The following is a 24,156-nucleotide window of genomic DNA, read 5'->3' on the forward strand; positions in this document are numbered from 1 at the left end:
TTTTTCAACTAGTCTACTATTTGCGATACTCATCTTGTTCAGCCTTGATACTTTTCGCGAAGCTTTATTTTGGCTGTTCAAGGTGAGTTCTGCCGCTGGAAATGGATCTTTTTTGAGCTTAATGTCTACCCTAAGTGTCATGCTTAGCAGTGATCATTTAACAAATGCTGTAGAATTGAGTCTGTCATACAAAGGACAGTTTTTTGAAACCTAAGAAAAAGAAGATTTTTTATATAGTTAACTATTGATAAATCAATGAGTTAAGAGAGTAGAATGGCGGTGAGGGAGGGATTCGAACCCTCGATACGGCTACAAACCGTATACTCCCTTAGCAGGGGAGCGCCTTCAGCCTCTCGGCCACCTCACCATCGTATTCTTTGTTTTGACGGGGTTATCTAACTTTTCAAAATGGCGCGTCCGGGAGGATTCGAACCTCCGACCGCCTGGTTCGTAGCCAGGTACTCTATCCAGCTGAGCTACGGACGCTCATATTTGAAAACTTCTCAAATGGCGCGCTCGGGAGGATTCGAACCTCCGACCGCCTGGTTCGTAGCCAGGTACTCTATCCAGCTGAGCTACGAGCGCGTTATACCGATGAATCATTTACTGGCGGTGAGGGAGGGATTCGAACCCTCGATACGGCTACAAACCGTATACTCCCTTAGCAGGGGAGCGCCTTCAGCCTCTCGGCCACCTCACCGGTACAATTTATACTAACGACACTTGCCGCTTCAGTGAATGGCGCGCTCGGGAGGATTCGAACCTCCGACCGCCTGGTTCGTAGCCAGGTACTCTATCCAGCTGAGCTACGAGCGCGCTGCATCAACGGGAGCGAACTATAGAGATTTAACCCCGAGGAGTCAACGGTATTGTGGCAATTTTCACATTTGAACAACAACACACAACAACAAAAAAAGCCCCACACAGGCAGGGCTAAAAAGTTCAGGTCCTATTAAAGACACGGGTGGTTAGGCACTAGTTTGCAACCAATCAAAAATCATAACGGATAGTTGCATTCAAGCTATCCGCCTTGAAGTCCCCCATCCAATTATTGTCATAATGTAGACTCAAACTCAGGTTGTTTTCCATTTTGTACTTAATACCCAAACCGGCCAAGAAGCGATTTTGCTCACGATCATCACCAGTGAATGTCAAGGTTTTACCGCCTTGAAGGATTGTCACTGTTGCTTCAGGCTTTTCATCCTTAAAGTCATGATAACCCATCAGAACAAACTCGGGCTGAAGAATACCCCGACCCAACTCGTAATCACCCATAAGCGTCAAACCTGCACCCAGTTCCATGACTTCGAATTCCTTCATCTTACGCTTCTGAGCCCAGTCACCTGTTTGCTTTTCAGTGAGATCATCAAAGCTAACACTGGCATAGTCAAAAGTAACCTGAGGCTTAAGAACCCACTGATTTATCTGATAGTTATAGCCAGCTACTAAACGTGCACCCCAGATAGTGCTATCGGCTTCACCTCTGTAAGAAGTCTTTTCCAGCTGAACTTTACGTTTGTATTCATTAACTCCCTTACCGTAACTAAACATCGAGTCCAGGAAGTAATTATTTTGATTCCATCCAGTATAAAGGGTACCCATATAAGTATCGGTCGTTGTTTCACTTTGGATGTCGTTAGTTTCAACCTTTGTATTACCATAAGTGAAGGCAAAACCGACCGTCATCTGATCATTAAGTGTGGTATCAGCACCAAAAGTGACTCCATTAACTCTGGCTTGATAACCTTTTAGAGATTCATCACTATCAAGCTTTCCGTTATTGAAAATATACTCGACCCAAAACCCATGAGACTGATACATATCGCCCGCATTAACTCCAGTATGGTTACTGCTGAGACGACGACCAATGGACTCATTAACTTTATTTTGCAAAGTTACAGAAGCACGACCCACTCCGTTATTCAGATCAGGCAACTGCTGGTCAGCAAACAACTTGATACCCTGCTGCTCCGCCATTGTTACAAGGTCGAACATAGACTGAGATGAAGCAAGATTGTCAGTAGACAATGCCGATTCATAGGTAGCAATGTACATTTTGGCCTGATCATCAGACAGACCATATTGAGAGCGCAACTTCTGAACTGGATTGTCATCATACTTAATATTAATTGAGTACATAAACTTGCTAGTCTTCTCACTCTTCGCAAATCCACTGTCTGAAGCATCTATGAATACAGTACCTGTATCTGGAGCATCAAAGCTGCCCTCTACTTTATCGGCCTCAACAACTGTAATCGAAGTAGTCAAAGGATTGCCAGATTCGGCTTCCTCGTAAAGATTTTTGGCATTTTCAAAACGTTTCTTACTATCAATACCTTTGGTTAAATCAAGTTTGACCTGATTCTGTCCCTTCAACTTCAAAGAACCATCAACACTGACATAGGGTACAGACGAAAGTGTTTTATCATCGGCATCCACGACAAGCAAAAGGTTAGCACCTTTCTCAAGCGTTTTGCCCTTGGTTGCTAACAGTGAAGGTGCCGACTCAAAAACAGGGGTATTTTTCTCATCCAGCTTGCTTTGCTTAAACGTCTTAAAGAGTTTCAACGTACCTTCGGAATCGACAACCAAAGGGGCAACCACTTTGACCTGCTTGAGTTCAGTAGATTGATAGATAGGCATTTGAGACTTTTTAGTAGCTACCCTATCCAAAGTTCGCAGCTCAGTAGTGCCGGGCTTAACATCAACCTGGCCCGTTACAAGCACTTCCCTTACATGCCCGCTCTCTTTTCCATCAACAACGCCACCAATTTCACCACCCTTCAAAGTACCTTTTTTCAGAGTAACTGTTGAACCAGTGAAGCCTTTCAGGCTACCTTCAAAAGTACCACCATCCAATACAAAGTTTCTGAAACCATGAATATCCTTGGTCACTTCCTGTCCGACAGCCAGAGTTACATCTGCGTCTCTACTGACGAAAACAGGCTTCGTATCATTAGACATTGATCGAACAGTCGCATTTCCTCTCAGGTCAAACGAAATCAGTGGCTTTTCGAGCGTACTGACTTCGTCGACATACAGCAGACCATCTTCAACTAGAACTTTCTCAATATCCGAAAGGCTGACATGTGCGACAGAGCCTTTTCTAACCTCAAACACATCAAGTACATCTTCAGCTTCAACATCAACAACGTGCTCCGCAAAGCCATCGATGGAGCCTTCAATTGCCTTTTGAACATTAAGACCTTTAACTGGAACAGCCTTGATTTCAGTGACCATAATTGAGTTTGGCTGTTTCATTTTCTTGGTGTTGTCATTACCTTCTGACTCATCAGAAATAGTACTTTCCAGAGCAATCTTGTTTTCTTCCTGAATACGCAGATGGGTATTACTTAGAACGATATTCTGACCGGCTACAACGCCTTTTCCAGCATTTGCTGTATCGTCCGAACCTGAATCAACAGTTATATCACTGTCTGTGATAGTGACATCAACGGACGCTGGAGTACAACCATCTTCCGCAACACCGATTTGTCGAACAACTAACCTGGAGCCTTTGATCTGTATATCTTCATAGCCTTTCAGGTTAACAGTACCTTTTTTAGCCCCATTGATAACTGCTACCGTAGCTTTTCGTGCAAGTGACTTATGGACCTTTTCACCATTCTTATTCATGGCTTCTTCCATAACTTCCAAATGCTCCGGTAGAACTCCTATCAAGTCTAAAAAAGTATCAACAGTCTTGGCTTTTTTTCCGTCAACCTCGACATCAACACCCGTTACATCATCAACATCTTTGAGATAGATGATCGTAGATCGGATAGCGCCATCTTTTGCAATACGTACCGATGTACCTTCTTTGGAAACAAATGCATCAAGTGCTCGTTCACTTGTGCCGAAACCTTCATGCACCGCACTGGATCTCTCAGAAAGAACAACTGTGCCGTATGCCTTAACATCAGCCTCGTCTCCAGTCGCAGCTGATGCTACCACTGGCACTCTTTCTCCTTCTTTAAAACCGCTACTGACATCCGCCAGCTCCAACACTCTGGTTTTGAAGCCCAGCCCGGTCACTTTACCATTGCCATTTGTCTTTAATTCAAAGACTTCTTCAACTTTGGCCAGTTTTTCAAGAACTGTTTTTCTGACACCTCCATCAGATAAATCGATGCCTTTGAGTACGATTGCATCTGGTGCCACCTTGACCTTTTTCGTTTTATTGGTAGATTCATCCACAACTTCTTTTTCAACGAGAATGGCATCCCGAAGTGCTAAATCTTCAAGCTCTACCAATCTTTTTACGTAGGCTTTCCTAGCTTCATTAAGGCTTTGACCGTCTTTTTTAAAAAAGTGTTTATCAAGCCCATAATCTTGACCGCTGAAGCTGGATTGTGTCTCTGCAACACCCAAAGACTCAAGTGTTCTATGCGCTCTCTCCAAAACGGCCTTTTGATGCTTAACCAAAGGCTCTGACTCTATTGGCTCGCCATCATAGGGAGATACACTTTTTTCACTTAGCAATAAAAAATCGGGTGCATCTATTTCAAGCTGCTTCCAGAAACTGGCATTGATGAATAAACGCTCGGCATCTGTTTGTTTTTCATCATGTTTAACTTTATAGACTTCATATCGTTTAACTGCCTTGTCAGCCTGTTTAATCAGTGGATCATCGGCAAGCATTTCATTCCGAACTTTTACCATCTCGGAAAGATCCACTTTTTCAACTGTTTTAAAGAAATCTTTACTATCCACGAGGAATTGAGCCTGTGAACAATTACTATAACCACCAACAGCCGTGACCACGGCTATGGAAAGCAGTGTCTTATTAAACACCTGAACTTGTCTCATTACTCCAACCCCAACCTCTTATATGGATGTTTTTCTCGTTGAATTTTCTCATTCATGAGCTTTCAAATTAACGGACACATTAGGCATAGAAGCCTGAAGGCAGGGTATCGTACAGATCGAAACAAGTAATATTAAATACTTTTTCAGAATTAAAAGTGATATTGATTTTTCTATAGATTCTATAGATATATAAATTTGATTTTTTAGAAACCAGCAACTAGCTTCCAATATTTACTAATTAAAGCAGTGGTGAAATTTTCGTGTCTTTTTAACAACCACAACAAAATAAATCAAAAAAGGCTAGGTTAAACCCCTATATTAAGAGCCTAAACTTCCGATAAATAAAAAGGTACATTAGTTTTATAAAACTGTTTACCTATGAAATACATTCTTTTAATACTTTCTTTCTGCATTGTTTTCTCTGGTTGTCACACCCCTGCTCCTTTTAATACCACTACTACACAAATTCTGACTAGCTCAAAAAAACTGTTCTCTGTTGAAATACCCACTTCGACCCACACCCTCAAGGCATGGCTACCTGAAAACGCTAGAACAGAAAAATTAAGGGTCTATATAGAAGGAGATGGTAAAGCCTGGCTAAATAGGGGTATAGCCTCTTCCGACCCAACACCGGTTAATAGACTGGTTCACGGTCTTATGTTGGAGGATCCATACTCCGATATCGCTTATCTGGGCAGACCTTGCCACTACATCATGACCAAGTTCTGCAATAAATCAGTCTGGACTTTTGGCCGCTACGACACGGCTTCTCTGACAAGCATTAATGAGGCTTTAGATTATTTGAAGAAAAAGGGTGGTTACAGAAAACTCGAGCTGATTGGTTACTCAGGAGGGGCCACTATGGCCCTGTTATCCGCGGCCCAAAGGGATGACGTGACCTCAATCTTGACGGTGGCTGGCAACCTCGACCCGTTTTTCACCAACCAGTTTCATAAAGTCAGCCCAATGCCTTCTGCACTAAACCCGTTAGATTTTCGAAATAAACTCAAAGACATTCCTCAAATACATTTTTATGGCAGTAAAGACCCCATAATCCCTTATCAGATTTCAAAGCATTATCAAAAATCACTGAGCAGTGAGAAGTGTACAGCAATCGTTAGAGTTGAAGGGGTAACACACCACAAAGGCTGGAGCAGAGAATGGAGCAGATTGATAACTACCAGCCCCCCCTGTAATCTTAATGAGAAAGAAAACACTAAAGAATCTGGCGGTGAGGGAGGGATTCGAACCCTCGATACGGCTACAAACCGTATACTCCCTTAGCAGGGGAGCGCCTTCAGCCTCTCGGCCACCTCACCGCATGTGCAATCAATACTACTGTTCGCGCCTTGGAATGCAAGCTTTTTCTTCTTACTTACGACCAGAGACTTTTATAAAGGCTCCAAAGTTTGTCACCTTGCCGACGAACACATTTTCGATTGCTTAATCGAGATATTTTTTATAGATAAAAAAATACCCGGGCTGTTAGCCGGGTATTTTTTAACTGACTTCGGTGTTTAAACCAGATACTCAGTATGGCTCGGAGGTGGATGGAACCCCCCCGTGCTCTTTTTCTTTCTGAATTCTCTGGTAGATCTCTTCACGATGAACGGCAACTTCTTTTGGCGCATTGACTCCAATACGCACCTGGTTACCTTTAACGCCCAGCACAGTGACAGTGACCTCGTCCCCGACCATCAGGGTCTCTCCTACGCGGCGAGTCAGAATCAGCATTACAATCTCCTTATTTACATCTCTGTAAGTCAACGACCGTCAATCCTGAGCACGGCGATGCTTTGCTTGATTGACCTTTAGCCCCAAATACGGGAACACTTTCTCAGCAAGGCAGCTACTGCCAGATCACCGTTTCATGCTTGAGAAGCTCTCAGCCAACAGAGTCTAGCCACCGAACCCAACATTTCCATGCGTATTTTTACTAGCAGAGAAATGTAGTCATCAAAAAAATCACATTTTGTAAGTTTTTAACAGGCACAACCCATTCTAGTTGAAGAATCCATGCCTGACGGGAATGACGGTGTATTTGTCCGATATTCCTCCTGACTGTTGATCAAACCAGCCACAAAGCCACTCGGGTTTAGCACGTTGAAACTGCACCATACCCTTTTCAAGACACCCTACTCAACCTTAGACTTCGCTACTCTCCACAGGTTCCCTATCCAGCTCAAATACAGAGTGAAGAGCCCTTACGGCCAGCTCAAGATACTTCTCTGCAATAATAACGGAAACTTTGATTTCAGAAGTTGAGATGATCTGGATATTGATGCCTTCGGCAGCCAGAGCCTCAAACATCCGGGTGGCGACACCTGCGTGGGACCTCATACCCACACCGACGATAGAAACTTTAGCGATTTTTTCATCACCGTCATACTCGCGTGCGCCCAATTCTTTGCAGACTTTGGCACAAACATCAAGAGTGTTCTGATAATCATTACGGTGCACAGTAAAAGTAAAATCAGTGGTACGATCATCAGACACGTTCTGAACAATCATATCCACTTCAATGTTGGCCTGACTGACAGGGCCCAATATTCGGGATGCGACGCCTGGAATGTCAGGTACACCTTTAATAGTAACTTTCGCTTCATCCCTGTTAAAGGCAATACCAGATACCACCGGTGATTCCATAGCTACATCCTCATCGTCGATCGTAATTAGAGTTCCGGGGCCTTCCTGCATGGAATGCAGTACCCTCAATTTGACATTATATTTTCCAGCGAACTCAACCGCCCGAATCTGCAATACTTTTGAACCCAGACTGGCCATTTCCAGCATCTCTTCAAAAGTAATCTTGTCCAGTCTTCTTGCCCCCTCCACAACTCGTGGATCGGTTGTATAAACACCGTCGACGTCTGTATAAATCTGGCACTCATCTGCCTCAAGAGCAGCTGCCAAAGCAACAGCTGTGGTATCGGACCCCCCTCTTCCAAGGGTTGTAATATTGCCTTCAGCGTCACGGCCCTGAAAGCCAGCAACGATCACTACACGACCCTGATCAAGGTCAGTCCGCACCTTCTCTGTATCTATATGCTGTATACGAGCTTTTGTGTGAGCCTGATCCGTAACAATGGAAACCTGACTCCCGTTATAAGAGCGGGCAGGACAGTTACGCTCATTAAGAGCCATTGCCAGAAGGGCTATTGTAACCTGCTCACCGGTGGAAAGCAGAACATCCATCTCTCTGGGTGTGGGTTGTTTTTGAATACTGGATGCAAGATCAGTCAGTCGATTGGTCTCGCCACTCATTGCTGAGACAACGACAACGACATCATGCCCCTTATCCCTGAACCTCTTCACCTTGTCGGCTACTCCCTGGATACGATCCAGGTCCCCAACAGAGGTGCCGCCAAATTTTTGTACTAACAGCGCCATGTTTATATCGTTCTACGTCAATCAGCCAACGCCGGAATTTAACACGAATAGCTTTATTAAAAAAAGCTTACGATAAAAAAACGAGCCGTATAGCTCGTTTTTTTATGGGGGGGTATAACGATCACATTACAGACGCTCTTGTAACCATGGTACTATAGATTCAAGCGCTTCTTTGATTTTGGAAGCATCTGAACCACCACCCTGAGCAAAGTCGGGACGACCTCCACCACGACCATTAACCTGCCCGGCAACCATTTTCAACAAGTCACCCGCCTTCACCTTATCGGTAAGATCTTTGGTTACTCCCGCTACCAAAGGAAACTTAGAGTGGCCGGGCACAGCCAAAAATACGATACCCGTCTGGAGCTTACCTTTCAGCTGATCCACCATATCACGGAGAGACTTAGGGTCCACTCCCTCTAACTCAGTAGCCAGCACCTTCACACCATCGACATCAATTGCTTTACACAGAAGGTCGGCACTGCCGGCAGAAGCCAGCTTTTGTTGAAGTTTATGAAGCTCTTTCTCAAGTTCTTTATTCCGATCAAGAAGAGAAGAAACTTTATCTTGTACATTATCCTGGGAACCTTTCACCAGGCTTGCAACGGATTTCAGGGTATCTTCCAGTTTCTCCTGATAATCAACCGCAGCACCACCTGTCACAGCCTCAATGCGTCGCACACCCGCTGCAATACCGGACTCAGAAATAATTCTGAATGAACCAATATCACCCGTACGATTAACGTGAGTACCACCACAGAGCTCAACAGAGAAGCCTTCAGAACCCATAGAAAGCACGCGAACCTCTTCACCGTACTTTTCACCAAACAGGGCCATTGCGCCTTTAGCCTGAGCAGCTTCCATATCCAACAGCTCGGTTTCAACCTGACTATTATTACGGATCTGCTGATTAACCAGTCTCTCTATAGCCCGGAGCTCTTCAGGCTTAACCCCTTCAAAGTGGGAAAAATCAAAGCGAAGTTTGTCATAATCTACAAGAGAGCCTTTTTGAGTAACATGCTCACCCAGAACCTTGCGCAGTGCAGCATGTAGCAAATGGGTGGCAGAGTGATTCTGCTCCGTTGCCTTCCGGGCTTCAACATCAACATAGGCACTCACAATATCACCAACTTTTAATTTACCTTGGGATACTTCTGAGATATGAAGATGACTGTCGCCCTGTTTCTGAGTGTCCAGCACTTTAACCTTACCACCCTCAAACTTGAGCAAGCCGCTATCACCCACCTGACCACCAGACTCTGCATAAAATGGTGTTGACTGCAGAACGACCGTTGCCAGTTGACCTTCAGAAATAAAATCAACTGACTGTCCATTAACAAACAGAGCAGTAACTTCAGCTCCGTCTTGAAGATTTTCATAGCCCGTGAAATCAGTAGTTCCTTCTATGACCAACTGTTCACTGTAGTCCACACCAAATTTACTGGCTGCACGGGCCCTTTCTCGCTGAGCCTCAAGTAACTGCTCGAAACCTTCTTCATCCACCGCCAGCTCACGCTCTCTGGCAATGTCACAGGTCAGATCAACAGGGAAACCATAGGTATCGTAAAGCGTGAACACTACATCACCAGGAATAACACTACCCTCAAGCCCCTGGAGCTTATCTTCCAGCAGTTTCATTCCCTTATCGAGCGTTTTAGTAAACTGCTCTTCTTCCTGTAGCAATATTCTCTCTATCTGCGCCTGATTTTTTGCAAGATCAGGATAAGCATCACCCATCTCACGCACCAGAGAAGCTACCAGCCTATAGAAGAACGACTCAGTGGCTCCCAATTTGTGTCCGTGGCGACATGCGCGACGGATGATACGCCTGAGTGTGTATCCGCGACTTTCGTTAGACGGCACGACGCCATCGGAAATGATAAATGAGCTTGAACGGATATGATCGGCAATAACGCGCAGTGAAGCCTCTGTTGTTGGTACACCACCCAGAATTCCGGAAGCATCATTCAACAGGTTCTGGAATATATCAATATCATAGTTACTGTGCCCTCCCTGCATAATCGCAGAAATCCTTTCCAGCCCCATGCCTGTATCCACCGATGGCTTGGGCAAAGGTTCCATCAATCCATCCACCTGACGGTTGTATTGCATGAAGACGATGTTCCAGATTTCAATAAAACGATCGCCATCTTCGTCCGGGGTTCCGGGTCGACCACCCCAGATATGATCACCGTGATCATAGAAGACTTCTGTGCAAGGCCCGCAAGGACCGGTATCTCCCATCTGCCAGAAGTTGTCAGAAGCGTATGGAGCTCCTTTGTTGTCACCAATACGAATGATATTTTCAGCAGCAACACCGACCTCATTAAGCCAGATATTATAAGCCTCATCGTCTGACTCATAAACCGTAACACAGAGACGCTCAACGGGCAGTTGCAGTTTTTCAGTCAGGAAAGTCCAGGCAAAACGAATGGCGTCCTGCTTGAAATAGTCGCCAAAGCTGAAGTTACCCAGCATTTCAAAAAAGGTGTGATGACGGGCAGTGTAGCCCACATTTTCAAGATCATTGTGCTTACCACCAGCACGAACACACTTCTGGGACGAGGTTGCTCGTGTATATGCTCGCTGCTCCCTGCCAAGGAATGTTTCCTTAAACTGGTTCATACCTGCATTGGCAAACAGCAGGGTTGGATCGTCGTGAGGCACCAGAGAACTACTGGGTACGACTTCATGCCCATTTTCTCTGAAGTATTCAAGAAAAGCAGAGCGAATCTCAGCACTTTTCATATATTTCACACGAGTCATACAAGTCTTCCAAACGGGAGATTAAACAGCAATCTATAAAAAACGGACATTATATAGAAGGGAAAGAAAAACAGCCATGCAGGCTCTGTTTAAGTTAAATGTTGTTCATATGGGCTAAGTTGAAGAACACTGTATTAAACAATTTGAAATCTGAAGACTGGTAAAGCCTCTCTGTGCCAGAAACCGATACTGCTTACATCTTTCCCCGGCTTCAACAGGCAAGTTATTGCCAAATTTGCGACACCTCCGGGATCTTGCAATCTCCAGCCAGACATCATCGTCCTCAAACAGAAAAGATGAGATTACTTGATCAGTCAGGCCTTTCCTGCGCAAATCAGAGCGTATTCTGACAGGGCCGTATCCTTTTTCAGTTTTCGAACGAACATAACTTTCGATAAAGCGCTCATCACTTTGGAGACCTTCGTCTTGCAATCTCTCAAGTGCAGGAATCACATCAAAATCAGGGTAACGCCGACTGAGCTTTTCCTGAAGCTCCTGAAAACTGTGTTCACGACGCGCCAGCAAGCCCATGCCAGCACGTCGAATATCTTTTTCAGAGATTTCCAAAACTTATTCCGTCAGGAGTTCATCCTGAAGCTTTGCATCTGATTTTGCAGAGGCATCAGACTCAGGATCTGCAGAACCCAGCAATTCAGCTCGAATCTGTGTTTCTATCTCCTGAGCAATCTTTGGATTGTCGGTCAGATATTGAGCTGCATTGGCCTTACCCTGACCAATTTTCGTACCTTTGTAGGAGTACCAGGCACCGGATTTCTCGACCAGCTTCTGTTTAACGCCCAAGTCAATCACTTCACCCATGTGATAAATGCCCTGACCGTAAAGAATCTGGAATTCAGCCTGACGAAAAGGAGGAGAGACCTTGTTCTTGACCACCTTGACCCGGGTTTCATTACCAGTGATTTCATCACCCTGCTTCACTGCACCGGTTCTGCGAATATCCAGACGAACAGAAGAGTAAAACTTGAGAGCATTACCACCCGTGGTAGTCTCAGGGTTACCAAACATTACACCAATCTTCATACGAATCTGATTGATGAAAATAACCAAACAGTTTGCCTGTTTGATAGAACCCGTGATTTTTCGCAGAGCCTGAGACATCAAGCGTGCCTGAAGGCCGACATGAGAGTCACCCATATCCCCCTCGATTTCAGCTTTGGGAACCAGAGCCGCAACGGAGTCTACAACAATGACATCAACCGCACCGGAACGAACCAACATGTCCGTAATTTCCAGTGCCTGTTCTCCGGTATCAGGCTGCGAAACATAGAGATCATCAACATCCACACCCAGCTTGCCAGCGTACTGAGGATCCAGAGCGTGCTCAGCATCTACGAAAGCACAGGTAGCACCCTGCTTCTGAGCTTCTGCAATTACACTGAGCGTCAGTGTGGTCTTGCCAGAAGATTCAGGACCAAAAATCTCAACCACACGCCCCTTTGGTAATCCCCCTATACCCAACGCTATATCCAGTTGTAATGAGCCTGTAGAGATAGCTGGAATGGCTTCCTGCTTCTGATCACCCATGCGCATGACCGTTCCTTTACCAAACTGCCGGTCAATCTGGCCCAGAGCCGCCGTTAGTGCTTTCTTTCTGTTCTCATCCATTATTCAGATCCACCTTTTAGTGCAGGCCACTATTCTTTAAGTATTCAAATCTTTAGATACTGTATATTTAAACACTATCTGTATATTTGTCCAGCATTTATCTGGAAATTCTATCCGCCAGTTTAATCAGGCCGTCCAGAGCGACATCAACGGCCTGTCTTCTCACTTGCTCCCTATCACCGGAAAAGTGAAAGACCTCAGTCGTTACCTGATCATTAAAACACCAGCCAATCCATACTGTACCCACCGGCTTTTCATCAGTCCCACCTTCAGGGCCAGCAACGCCTGAAACGGAAACACTCAAGGGCACAGAAAGGTGCTTGACGGCACCCAATGCCATGCTTTCAACTACAGGCTGACTGACAGCACCGTAACGATCAATCAGTGCAACAGGCACACCCAGAAACTTGTGTTTCATGGCATTGGAGTAACTGACAATGGCACCTTCAAACCAGGATGAGCTACCGGCAAGAGAGGTAAAAACCTGACTGAGCCAGCCACCAGTACAGGATTCAGCAGCAGCCACTTTCAAGTTTCCAGCCTGAAGTTTTCCAGCCAGCAGCAGCAGCTTTTTGTCAAAATCTCCGGACATCAATTTAGCCTCAGGGTCAAACAGGAAGAGTTTGTTGGCTCGGGTCAGAGATACATTCAACTGCCCGCAGCCACCAATGGCTAAAGATAAACCATTGTTACCATGAAAACAGCCAGCTTTTCATAGTAAAATGACAGATTGTTTGTCAGCAACCTGAATTCAAGGCTTACCCTCATCTATGAGCCAGCGCAAAGACACCCAGAATCAGCATACACCAATGATGCAGCAATACCTGCGAATCAAACAGCAGCACCGGGAACACCTGGTATTCTACCGCATGGGAGATTTTTACGAGCTCTTCTATGACGATGCCCGTAGAGCCGCCGAGTTACTGGATATCACCCTGACAACCCGTGGACAGTCTGCCGGTGAGCCCATCCCCATGTCAGGCATCCCTCATCATGCTGTAGAGGGTTACCTGGCTCGCCTGGTCAGACTGCGCGTTTCTGTCGCCATTTGCGAGCAAGTTGGCGACCCGGCTTCATCAAAAGGCCCTGTTGAAAGAAAAGTAGTCCGGATCCTGACTCCTGGTACAGTGAGTGACGAAGCACTGCTGGACGAACAGCAGGACAATCTTCTGACCGCACTGACCCGATCAGAAAATCAATATGGAATAGCCTCTCTGGATATCAGCAGTGGTCAATTTACAGCCGTAGAAGTCGAAGGTGAAGAAGCGCTGATGGCAGAAGTTGAGCGTATTAACCCTGCCGAAATGCTCATCAATGACAGTTTTGAATGGCCTGTCCGGATTGTTGAACGCCCGGGAACAATCAAACGCCCCCCCTGGGACTTTGATCGTGACAGCGCCTACGAAGGATTAACCCGTCAGTTTCAGACCAAAAACTTGCAAGGATTCGACTGCGAATCATTAACAGTCGGTCTGGAGGCGGCAGGCTCTCTGTTGCAATACGCCAAGGAAACACAGAGAACTGCCCTGCCCCACATTCGAAGCATCCGGCAGGAAGTTCGCGAAGAAAGCGTAGTTCTTGACGCAGCCAGCCGAAAAAACCTGGAACTAACCCGGAACCTCAATGGCGGTCGGGATCACACACTCTTGTCAGTACTCGATAAAACAGCGACCGCCATGGGTAGTCGATTACTTTCAAGATGGCTGAATCGCCCCCTGAGAAATCTTAATAAGTTACAAAAACGCCAATCCATTCTCTCAACAATAAAATCTGGCTATTACTTCGAGCAGATTCAACCCTTGCTTCGAGGTATTGGCGATATTGAACGCATTCTTGCCAGAGTAGCATTAAAATCAGCTCGTCCAAGAGATTTGGCTCGTCTGAGAGATGCTCTAAATCAGCTGCCTGAGCTGCAATCCATTCTCAAAACGATCGACAGTGAGGACATTTATAAACTGGCTGAAGCCATCAGTGAACACCCTCAGGTTACAGACCTACTGAGCCGGGCCATTGTCGAAAATCCGCCCGTCATCATCAGAGACGGCGGCGTCATTGCGGAGGGCTTTGACACAGAACTGGATGAGTTTCGTGCTCTCAGTCAGAACGCAGGCGATTATCTTGTTGAACTGGAAAAAAGAGAGAAGGAGAAAACAGGACTACCTAGCCTGAAGGTCGGCTTTAACAGGGTTCATGGCTATTACATTGAGCTCAGCCGCAGAGAGTCTGAAGACGCTCCAGTAGACTACATACGTCGCCAGACACTGAAAAATACAGAACGTTTCATCACACCGGAATTAAAAGAGTTCGAAGATAAGGCTCTGTCCAGCAAAAGCAGAGCGCTTTCCAGGGAGAAAGCACTTTACGACGAATTACTGGATAATCTTTTGGAAGCACTGGGCCCTCTTCAGGAAACAGCCATGAACATCTCCGAGCTGGACGTTCTGAACAACCTGTCAGAAAGAGCTGAGACGCTGAACTTCTGCCAGCCAGAACTGAGCCCGGACCCTGGCATTCATATTGAAGATGGTCGCCACCCGGTTGTCGAACAGGTGTTGACTGAGCCCTTTGTCGCCAACAATGTTGACCTGCATACAGCAAAAAGAATGCTGGTTATCACTGGTCCAAACATGGGTGGTAAATCGACCTATATGAGGCAAACGGCACTGATCGTCTTATTAGCCCACGTGGGAAGTTTTGTTCCTGCCAATCACGCAAAAATTGGTCTGGTAGACAGAATATTCACCCGAATAGGCTCATCCGATGACCTGGCCGGGGGACGATCCACCTTTATGGTGGAAATGACTGAAACAGCCAATATTCTTCATAACGCCACAGCAAGCAGTCTGGTTTTGATGGATGAAGTGGGTCGGGGAACCAGCACATTCGATGGATTGTCACTGGCCTGGGCCTGCGCTCATCACCTGGCCGATACCGTTGAGGCATTCACACTATTTGCCACTCACTATTTTGAGCTAACTCAACTACCAGACGAGTGCAGCTCAGTTGCCAACGTTCATCTGAATGCTACAGAACACGACGATAAAATTGTATTTTTGCACTCGGTTCAGGATGGCCCTGCCAGTCAGAGTTACGGTTTACAAGTGGCTCAGCTAGCTGGCGTCCCGAGAAATGTAGTCTCTCAGGCGCGATCCAGGTTGCAACAATTGGAAGAAGGCTCGACTGATCAGACTATGCGACAACCCCCAAAACAGGCCAAAAAAGTTTGTAATGAGAACCCGGCTCAGGCAGATATGTTTGCAGCTTCACAGCCACATCCGGCCGTCGAAGCACTCAAAGATCTCAACCCTGACAACCTGTCACCCCGTCAGGCTCTCGGGTTGCTATACGATCTCAAGTCACTGATTGCGCAAAACTGACTATGCTCATAACTGGTTGAACTACTACCTTAGAAACAATACTGGTAGACTGGTCGCCTCGACTGGTTAGGCCTTGCATCAAACCAGTCAGGGATATGCGATTGGAAATGTCATTCCTGATGGTGACATTTCATGAATGTATTGTGACTGACTTATCATCAGCCTGAACAAACGGAGTGTAAACATCATGACTTTCGTAGTGGGTGAAAACTGCATAAAGTGCAAATACACCGATTGCGTGGAAGTTTGTCCCGTAGATTGTTTTTACGAAGGACCCAACTTTCTTGTCATCCACCCGGACGAATGTATCGACTGTGCCCTCTGTGAGCCCGAGTGTCCAGCCAATGCGATCTTCTCCGAGGATGAGGTACCAGAAGATCAGCAGGAGTTTATTGAACTCAACGCCGTACTTGCTGACGTCTGGGATAACATTACAGAAAAAACAGATGCACTCCCCGACGCGGAAAAATGGGATGGTGTTAAGGGTAAGCTTGAACATCTGGAACGATAGAGCCCAGAAGACCCCTATGGGAAAAGAGCTGTGCAGAACAGCCTTGATAACTGCTTTCAATGGTTCGGGCATTGAATCTTTCCCAAACAAAAAGCCATGACCCCAAGATCATGGCTTTTTTATTTTCAAGGCAATGCTATCAGCTGAAAAGAGACTCTCCGGACAAGCCCTGTTTCTCAAGAATCGAGCGCAAGCGCTTAAGAGCCTCAACCTGTATTTGCCTGACTCGCTCTCTTGTCAGGCCAATTTCCTTGCCCACTTCTTCAAGGGTACTGGTTTCGTAGCCCCTCAAACCAAACCTTCTGGCTACCACTTCACGCTGCTTTTCAGAAAGTTCTCCCAGCCACTTGTCCAAACTGTCATTAAGATCAAGATCCTGAAGCAACTCCGCTGGATCAGACTCCTTCTCATCAGAGATAGTATCAAGGATGGACTTATCAGAATCCGGACCCAATGGAGTGTCAACTGAAGTGACACGCTCATTAAGCCCCAACATCCTTTTAACATCATCGACTGGTTTATCCAGCAGTTGCGCAATTTCTTCCGGGGTAGGATCATGATCCAGCTTTTGAGTCAGCTCACGAGCCGCCCTGAGGTAAACATTGAGTTCCTTGACCACATGAATCGGCAGACGAATGGTACGCGTCTGATTCATAATGGCCCGCTCAATTGTCTGACGGATCCACCAGGTGGCGTATGTTGAAAAACGGAACCCACGCTCAGGATCAAATTTTTCAACCGCCCTGATGAGACCCAGATTTCCTTCTTCAATAAGATCCAGTAGTGTCAGTCCACGATTCACATACCGCCTTGAGATCTTTACAACCAGTCGCAGGTTACTTTCAATCATACGACGCCTGCCGGCTTCAACACCTCGACGGGCAAGACGTGCATAGTGCACCTCTTCCTCTGGCGTTAGCAGAGGCGAAAAGCCAATCTCGTTGAGGTAAAGCTGTGTGGCATCAATGGATTTATAGAAACCGTCATCATCACGACGGGCCCTACTGTAATCTGACGCGCTGGGTGTAAATGTCTGCGGCGCAGGCTCTTTCTCTTCAACTTCTTCATTTTCATTGAGATCAGAGTCCAACACGTTATCAATTTCACTCTTTCCCTGGGTAAAATCCTCAGCAAAATTATTTTGCTCTGAGTCTTCCCTCTTTGCTGCCATAAGAGTCAGTCCTATCCGAAAGCCCCACTGTCTGTCGAACAACCAACTGAGAGTTGAGTCGACACCCGTGAGATCCCTCTACCGACACCGCAGAATGAAATCAGCGTTCAGGCAGGAATCGCATCGGGTCGACCGGTTTGCCATTATGCCGAATTTCAAAATGCAGCTTAGGCTCTGTCGTTCCTGTAGAACCTATTTCGGCTATCTTTTGGCCTGCTTTAACTGAGTCTCCTTCACGCACAAGCAACTCCTTATTGTGAGCGTAAGCGCTCAGATAGCTGTTGTTATGTTTCATAATGATCAGCTTGCCATAGCCAGCGAGCTCACTACCCGCGTAAACCACCTCACCAGCGGCAGCTGCACTTACAGGCTCTCCCAATTTGCCTCTGATATCAATCCCTTTATTTAGCCCATTGCCGTTGTGGTATCCCTGTACCACTTTTCCATTGGCCGGCCAGTGCCAACTTGAAATACTGGATGATCGTTTTACTTTCACAGGCATTTTTGCTGTTGTTTTTTTAACCGCAGCAGACTTAGATGAGGTTGTTGTACTCTTTTTTACAGGACTTGAAGAATGAAATGCATAGCTTGAGGGAGTCAAATTAATATGCTGGCCCGGAAAGATCGTGTAAGGCGGGCGTATTCCATTGACATCAGCTAACTCTTTGTAATCTCTACTATAAAGCCAAGCTATGGAAAAAAGAGTTTCGCCGCCACGAACAATATGACTACCACTAACCACTTTGGGGGGTAGCCTGAGCTCTTTAACCTGAACTGAGGAAGGATCATGAGAACATCCTGACAGTAATAGAGTCAATACTATCCAACCGAATATTCTTGAGCAAACACTCAAATTAATTTCCTGCCCAAGACGATCACCTGCCATCAACTCTGCTCCATATTTAGCCTGTGAGGCACGTCCCACAATATAATAAATTAGGATATATTTAAATTTTCTTAATCTAAAAAAATATATCAAAACAAGTGATACCGCCTATATTCCAGCGCAGTTTACCTACAAAAGATCATGAGTACCGAAACATTCTTTTCATATCAGCCTCCTTCCGCGCTGTCAGGAATGTATTCAAGTTCGTGAGATCGGGACAACAACACAATGACGGAAAGGATCTATAGAACAGCCAGGAGCAGCAACGAACTCTTCATAACTATTAAGAATTAATTGCTCACCTGTACAGGAAGAGAGCCCAATAGTTAATCTTCAGTAAAACGATTACTGAATTTCTCAAGCAGAACAACCAGCAAAATACCTGACAACATCAAAGTAATGGATGGCAACAGGTAGGCCGACTGACCAGAAAGCGTTTCATACGTCCAGGGGGAAATATTTCTTTCCAGTAAAGGAACTTCCTGCCCCGAACTGTTTATTCTCGTTTCCAGGGTTTCTTTCCACGGCCATACTTTTCCCAAGGCACCGAGCATCAGCCCTGTCAGATATGACAGAGTCAGATCACGATACTGCTTTAACAGCCAGGAAAGGATATGAGAAAATGTCAGCAACCCGACAATGCATCCAAATCCAAAAATCATCAGTACCAGAATATCCAGATCTTTCACGGCAGCCAAAACAGCAGGATATAATCCCATCAATAACAGGATAAAACTGCCAGAAATGCCCGGCAAAATCATCGCAGAAATAGCGATGCAACCAGCAAAGAACAACATCAGGTAAGAAGGAGTCAGAGATATAGGCGTCAGTATCCCGATAAAATAGGAGACACCACAGCCAAGTACAAGAAGTATCATAGAAGCGACAGTCCAATGCTTTATCTGTTTGAGCATATGAACCCCTGAAATCAATATCAGGCCAAAGAGGAAAGACCATATGAGTTCCGGGTAACTTTCCAGCAGGTACGTAATAAGATGCGAAAAGCTCACTATGCTAATCAATATTCCGCCAAACAGCAGAACCAGAAAATTCCCATCTATATGCTTCCAGCATTCAGCAAGCCCTCCGGATTTGAGCTTGAACAGCAAACCGGGATTGATACTCTTCAAAGCGCTTAACAGGCGATCATAGACACCAGTTATAAAAGCAATAGTACCTCCTGAAACCCCGGGAACAACATCGGCAGCCCCCATCGCCATCCCCCTGAGCAGAATGCCCAGACTTTCTTTCATTTTTGACATAATCCAACCTGTCTTATTCTGTAATGCATAAATCAGCAAGAGACCCGTTTATCTTTTCAGAGTTACCCAACTGGTTTTCATTCTTGAGATACAAAGGAATGTATTACTTCTGAACCCCATCCAGCAATGGCACAAACCGCACAGCTTCAAGCATTTCTCTCTTGAAGGTATCTCCCTGGCGGGTGATCAGTAATAAATCCTGCACACTGCGACCTCCAACAGGAATGACGAGACGACCATTATCTTCGGACAACTGCTGCAATAGCTCTTCAGGTATCTGATCCGGGGCGGCTGTTACAATGATTCCATCAAAGGGACTCATGACTGACCAACCCATACCACCGTCGCTAAGTTTAAACTGAGCATTGTGAATAGAAAGTGCTCTAAGCAATTTCTTCGCTCGTTCATGAAGGGGTTTGATACGCTCAACAGAGTATATTTTTTTTACCAGCGCCGATAGGACCGCTGTCTGATAACCTGACCCTGTGCCTATTTCAAGCACTCTGTTGAGTGGACCTGCTGCCATGAGAGCCTCTGTCATTCTGGCGACAATATACGGCTGCGACAATGTCTGCCCGAAACCAATGGGCAAGGCAGTATCTTCATAAGCTCTGTGAGATAAAGCTTCATCCACAAACAGATGTCTCGGTGTATTCCGAATGACCTCCAGAACCTCGATAGAGTCAATCCCCTGGCCTGCGAGTCGATGGATAAGACGCTCCCGGGTTCTCCGGGAGGTCATTCCTATACCATGAATATCAACCTCTTTCATATCATCTGCCCAGCCATTCACTGAGCTGAGAAAGCGTTGCATGATGAGTCTGGTCGTACTGAAGGGGTGTTACCGAGACTAAACCTTCAGCAATGGCATGGAAATCAGTACCCTCACCCGCATCCTGCTCTTTACCAACTGGAGCAATCCAATAGACGTGCTTTCCCCTGGGATCCAATACTTTAACAGGCTTTTCTGGCCTTTCCCTGTGCCCCAAACGAGTCACTGCCAGCCCCTTGAGCTTTTCATAAGGCCTATCGGGCACATTAACATTTAAAATGGTTCCTTCTGGCAGAGATAATTGTTCAAGTTTGGAGATCAATTCTCTGATCACCCTTCCTGCTGTGATGAAGCCCTCTTCACCTTTACCACAGGCAGACACAGCAATGGCAGGTAAGTCCATGAAACGACCTTCCATAGCAGCACCTATTGTCCCTGAATAAAGAACATCATCACCCAGGTTGGGGCCATGATTGATGCCTGAAACGACAATATCCGGCTCTTGCTCCAACAGCGCATTGACCGCCAAATGAACACAATCAGCCGGAGTTCCATCGACACTGTTGAAACCATTGGAATGCTCAGTCACCCTCAGGGGACGACCCAGAGTCAATGAACTGCTCAAGCCCGAACTGTTCCTGTCAGGAGCAAAGACAATTCTCTCACCCACGCCATCGAGCGAACTGAAAAGGGTGGACAACCCAGCGGCTGCAACACCATCATCGTTACTGAGCAGTATTCTCATTAAAACGTCCTTCCATACACTCTAAAGCTTCCCTCAATACTGCTGTTGCAAAGCAGCCTTTTGGCAGAGAAAATTCAAGTTGAACACAATCATCTGATAACCATTTCCAGCTCATGGCTTCAGGCATCAGACGGATGGCCCTTCTTTCCTGCTTCAAACCTGCTTGCTCCAGACCTTCACACAACAACAGGTTGCGTCCAGAAATCTCTTCTTCCATCTTTCTGCAATCCGATCCGGAAAGCAACTCCCCTCGACCCCAAAGTGGAGCGGTCAACGAGACTTCTCCCGATTCAATTCTTGCCATCAGATTCTGGTCATGATCCCGCAGAATTAAGCTACCACTGTCCTGGAAACCGGGTACATCTCCTTCGAGGTAGCGGGTCCAGTTTTTCTGACTGACACGCTCAGAAACGATCTGATTAAATATCCAGGAACGTGCTGAAGACAAATACATTGAGCGTTTGTTTCTATGAGGCTTGTAACTGCCGGAAAACATCAGCAATGCCCGATCAACATTAGCACCCTCATGACCAAAGCGTTGCTCTCCGAAATAATTAGGCACACCTTGACTGGCGATCAACTTCAAGCGTTCTTCCAGCAGCGCCTGCGACACATTCACATGCCTTAAAGTGATGATAAAGCGGTTACCTTTCAATGCTCCGGTCTTGAGCTTTTTACCATGTCGGGTGGCGGCAATTATAAGCAAGGATTCACTATTCAGCTGCGACCATTCTGGAGAATCCTGCCCGGGCAGCCAGACACTAAACCACTGACGCGTAACACCATAGCGATCCTTTCGTCCTGCATAGCTGACTGCAGAGCGTTTAACGCCAGCGAATCTGGAAAGCTGCCCTGCTACCCAATCGGTATTTTCTCCGGTTTTCTGAACATTGACATAGGCATGCTCCCCTTCACCTTCCGGTAGAAAGGGCAGCTCTTCCTCAACGATGAAATCCTCAGGCAGGGACTTGAAAGCGCACTGCCCCAAAGCCCCCCCCCAGCAATAAGCCCAGGTTGGTGTATAAGAAACTTGATTCATTAAACAATAATCTTTCAGGTGTAGCGCAAACGGATCAAGACAAACGGCCTTTGCTGTGAGTCAAAAGCACCACCGCATGAACTGCAATACCTTCCTTTCGCCCGGTATAGCCCAACTTCTCAGTTGTCGTTGCTTTTACATTGACTGCTTCAGTTTCAACCTGAAGATCTCTGGAGAGATTTTCTTTCATGGCAGGAATATGAGCAGCCATTTTTGGTGTCTGGGCAACAATGGTGCTATCGACGTTGACCACCTGGTAGCCATTCTCATGAATCAGTGTCACCACGTGCCTGAGAAGCTGTCGGCTGTCAACTCCCTTATACCTTGGATCTGTATCCGGAAAATGCTGACCGATATCACCCAGAGCAGCCGCTCCCAGTAATGCATCACAAACGGCGTGAAGGAGAACATCGCCATCTGAATGGGCTAAAAGCTTGTGACTGTGTTCAATACCGACCCCGCCCAACACAATGTTGGCATCAGCCGCTGCTTCATCGGAAAAGCGGTGCACATCAAAACCGTGACCAATTCGCATCATACTGTCTCAATCAGTTTGTCTTGCTGTTGAATGTAAAGGGCTGCAAGTGTCAAATCAGCACTACGGGTCACCTTGATATTATCGCTGTGCCCTTCGACCATCAGCGGCTTGAATCCAGCGTATTCAATAGCACTGGCTTCATCCGTGACCGGCATTCCGTCATCCAGCGCTTTTTTGAGTGCATCGTAAAGCAGCTTCATCCGAAACATCTGTGGGGTCAGGGCGTGCCACAGCTCATCCCGATCCACGGTCTCAATCACTTCACCAGAAGAAGAAGTGCGTTTCATAGTATCTCTCACAGGCATTCCCAGCAAACCGCCGGTGGTATGGCCAGTTAACTGTTTCACAAGCCACTCCAGATCAGAGTGACGAATACAAGGTCTGGCCACATCATGCACCATCACCCAATCCTCGGCATCTGCCAACTCGGACAAAGCCTTCAGCCCATTCAAGACGGAATGGTAACGCTCATCCCCTCCCTGCACCAACATAATTCGCGAATCCCTCAACATCTCAATATCCTTGTAGTACTCATCTTCAGCACCAATCACAACAATCAGTTTCTCTAAGACAGAAAAACCCAGAAGACGTTCAACCGTGTGCTCTATTAAGGTGCGGCCATGAATCTCAAGATACTGTTTGGGGATTGCACTCTGCATTCGGCGCCCCACCCCGGCGGCAGGAACAACTGCCCAAAAACGGGGTTCATGAGGGATACTCGTACTCACATTGTCACCTACGAAAGGTCAGAAGGAACCTTTTGCAAACAGGGTATGTTTCAGTCTGTTATAAATCTGAAACGCCACTCAAGCACCTGATCAGGCACCTATCCCGATCTATAAAATAGCTGCAATGATCAGCGTTGTGGAATTTTTTGCCCGGTATTGAGCCAGTATTGAAGTAGCGAGGAGACTCAGTCATATATCAGATAAAACGTTTCATCTTTCTTGATCATCCCCAGATCAAGACGGGCTTGCTCTTCCAGGGTTTGCAAACCGTTCTGCAACTCAATAACTTCGGTAGCCAGCAAACGGTTTCGCCGATACAAGCGCTCGTTTTCTCGTTCCTGCTGCGCAATCTGTTTTTTGATCGCTACCATTTCGGCCACACTTCCCTCTCCCATCCAGAGTTGTATCTGAAGGACCACCAGCGCCAGAAGGAGTAATGTATGCACCAGCTTTAGCATCTGAATCTCTCATTGTTTTCAGCCATTGAGTCTATCAAAGACTGAAAAATGTGCCCACGGTGAAAACAGAAAAAACTG

General features: G+C 46.2%; 18 protein-coding genes and 6 tRNA genes. 2 read left to right on the forward strand and 22 right to left on the reverse strand.

The window, feature by feature from the left end:
• Window positions 1-274 precede the first annotated feature (274 nt).
• From P6910_RS12645 to P6910_RS12705, 13 genes are all read right to left on the reverse strand, one after another.
• Window positions 275-367, reverse strand: a tRNA-Ser gene (locus tag P6910_RS12645).
• Window positions 368-409: 42 nt separating this feature from the next.
• Window positions 410-486, reverse strand: a tRNA-Arg gene (locus P6910_RS12650).
• Window positions 487-508: 22 nt separating this feature from the next.
• Window positions 509-585 (reverse strand) — tRNA-Arg (locus P6910_RS12655).
• 22 nt (window positions 586-607) lie between these two features.
• Window positions 608-700, reverse strand: a tRNA-Ser gene (locus P6910_RS12660).
• A 39-nt stretch (window positions 701-739) separates the two neighbouring features.
• Window positions 740-816, reverse strand: a tRNA-Arg gene (locus tag P6910_RS12665).
• Window positions 817-990: 174 nt separating this feature from the next.
• The gene (locus P6910_RS12670) at window positions 991-4,809 is read right to left on the reverse strand and encodes an autotransporter outer membrane beta-barrel domain-containing protein (RefSeq protein ID WP_317141658.1); all 3,819 of its coding nucleotides are present in this window, start codon (window positions 4,807-4,809) and stop codon (window positions 991-993) included.
• Window positions 4,810-6,035: 1,226 nt separating this feature from the next.
• Window positions 6,036-6,128, reverse strand: a tRNA-Ser gene (locus P6910_RS12675).
• A gap of 211 nt (window positions 6,129-6,339) precedes the next feature.
• Window positions 6,340-6,543, reverse strand: a complete 204-nt coding sequence (gene csrA / locus P6910_RS12680; protein WP_317141659.1) for a carbon storage regulator CsrA — start codon at window positions 6,541-6,543, stop codon at window positions 6,340-6,342.
• A 411-nt stretch (window positions 6,544-6,954) separates the two neighbouring features.
• Complete coding sequence (locus P6910_RS12685; protein ID WP_317141660.1) at window positions 6,955-8,199, reverse strand: aspartate kinase; 1,245 nt, start codon at window positions 8,197-8,199, stop codon at window positions 6,955-6,957.
• A 126-nt stretch (window positions 8,200-8,325) separates the two neighbouring features.
• Window positions 8,326-10,947 (reverse strand): alanine--tRNA ligase, encoded by a 2,622-nt coding sequence (alaS, locus tag P6910_RS12690; RefSeq protein WP_317146544.1) that lies wholly within the window; start codon window positions 10,945-10,947, stop codon window positions 8,326-8,328.
• Between the two features lie 132 nt (window positions 10,948-11,079).
• Window positions 11,080-11,532 carry a regulatory protein RecX gene (locus P6910_RS12695; protein WP_317141661.1) on the reverse strand — a complete coding sequence of 151 codons (453 nt, stop codon included), beginning with the start codon at window positions 11,530-11,532 and terminating at the stop codon, window positions 11,080-11,082.
• A gap of 3 nt (window positions 11,533-11,535) precedes the next feature.
• Entirely contained in the window at window positions 11,536-12,591 is a 1,056-nt protein-coding gene (gene recA / locus P6910_RS12700) for a recombinase RecA (RefSeq protein WP_317141662.1), read from the reverse strand.
• 97 nt (window positions 12,592-12,688) lie between these two features.
• Window positions 12,689-13,243 carry a CinA family protein gene (locus tag P6910_RS12705; RefSeq protein WP_317141663.1) on the reverse strand — a complete coding sequence of 185 codons (555 nt, stop codon included), beginning with the start codon at window positions 13,241-13,243 and terminating at the stop codon, window positions 12,689-12,691.
• Between the two features lie 118 nt (window positions 13,244-13,361).
• On the opposite strand from P6910_RS12705, the gene mutS reads away from it, so the two are divergent.
• Window positions 13,362-15,968, forward strand: coding sequence for a DNA mismatch repair protein MutS (gene mutS, locus P6910_RS12710; RefSeq protein ID WP_317141664.1), 2,607 nt, complete (start codon window positions 13,362-13,364; stop codon window positions 15,966-15,968).
• A 187-nt stretch (window positions 15,969-16,155) separates the two neighbouring features.
• Complete coding sequence (fdxA, locus tag P6910_RS12715) at window positions 16,156-16,479, forward strand: ferredoxin FdxA (protein ID WP_257281113.1); 324 nt, start codon at window positions 16,156-16,158, stop codon at window positions 16,477-16,479.
• A 139-nt stretch (window positions 16,480-16,618) separates the two neighbouring features.
• On the opposite strand, the gene rpoS is transcribed toward fdxA, so the two are convergent.
• The 9 genes from rpoS to P6910_RS12760 form a co-directional block, all read right to left on the reverse strand.
• Window positions 16,619-17,650 carry an RNA polymerase sigma factor RpoS gene (gene rpoS / locus P6910_RS12720; RefSeq protein WP_317141665.1) on the reverse strand — a complete coding sequence of 344 codons (1,032 nt, stop codon included), beginning with the start codon at window positions 17,648-17,650 and terminating at the stop codon, window positions 16,619-16,621.
• A gap of 100 nt (window positions 17,651-17,750) precedes the next feature.
• Window positions 17,751-18,536 (reverse strand): peptidoglycan DD-metalloendopeptidase family protein, encoded by a 786-nt coding sequence (locus P6910_RS12725; protein WP_317141666.1) that lies wholly within the window; start codon window positions 18,534-18,536, stop codon window positions 17,751-17,753.
• A 326-nt stretch (window positions 18,537-18,862) separates the two neighbouring features.
• A complete protein-coding gene (locus P6910_RS12730; RefSeq protein WP_317141667.1) occupies window positions 18,863-19,798 on the reverse strand; it encodes a DUF368 domain-containing protein in 936 nt (311 codons plus the stop codon).
• Window positions 19,799-19,901: 103 nt separating this feature from the next.
• The gene (locus tag P6910_RS12735) at window positions 19,902-20,570 is read right to left on the reverse strand and encodes a protein-L-isoaspartate(D-aspartate) O-methyltransferase (RefSeq protein WP_317141668.1); all 669 of its coding nucleotides are present in this window, start codon (window positions 20,568-20,570) and stop codon (window positions 19,902-19,904) included.
• 1 nt (window position 20,571) lies between these two features.
• Window positions 20,572-21,315, reverse strand: a complete 744-nt coding sequence (surE, locus tag P6910_RS12740) for a 5'/3'-nucleotidase SurE (protein WP_317141669.1) — start codon at window positions 21,313-21,315, stop codon at window positions 20,572-20,574.
• Window positions 21,296-22,354, reverse strand: coding sequence for a tRNA pseudouridine(13) synthase TruD (gene truD / locus P6910_RS12745; RefSeq protein WP_317141670.1), 1,059 nt, complete (start codon window positions 22,352-22,354; stop codon window positions 21,296-21,298). The genes surE and truD overlap by 20 nt, the downstream gene beginning before the upstream one ends.
• 34 nt (window positions 22,355-22,388) lie before the next feature.
• Window positions 22,389-22,889 (reverse strand): 2-C-methyl-D-erythritol 2,4-cyclodiphosphate synthase, encoded by a 501-nt coding sequence (gene ispF, locus P6910_RS12750; protein WP_317146545.1) that lies wholly within the window; start codon window positions 22,887-22,889, stop codon window positions 22,389-22,391.
• Window positions 22,889-23,620, reverse strand: a complete 732-nt coding sequence (ispD, locus tag P6910_RS12755; protein WP_317141671.1) for a 2-C-methyl-D-erythritol 4-phosphate cytidylyltransferase — start codon at window positions 23,618-23,620, stop codon at window positions 22,889-22,891. Before ispD ends, ispF begins: the two co-directional genes overlap by 1 nt.
• Before the next feature lie 185 nt (window positions 23,621-23,805).
• Entirely contained in the window at window positions 23,806-24,078 is a 273-nt protein-coding gene (locus P6910_RS12760) for a septum formation initiator family protein (protein ID WP_317141672.1), read from the reverse strand.
• Between the last annotated feature and the right edge of the window lie 78 nt (window positions 24,079-24,156).

This window comes from Endozoicomonas sp. 8E (assembly GCF_032883915.1).
Classification (GTDB): Bacteria; Pseudomonadota; Gammaproteobacteria; order Pseudomonadales; family Endozoicomonadaceae; genus Endozoicomonas_A.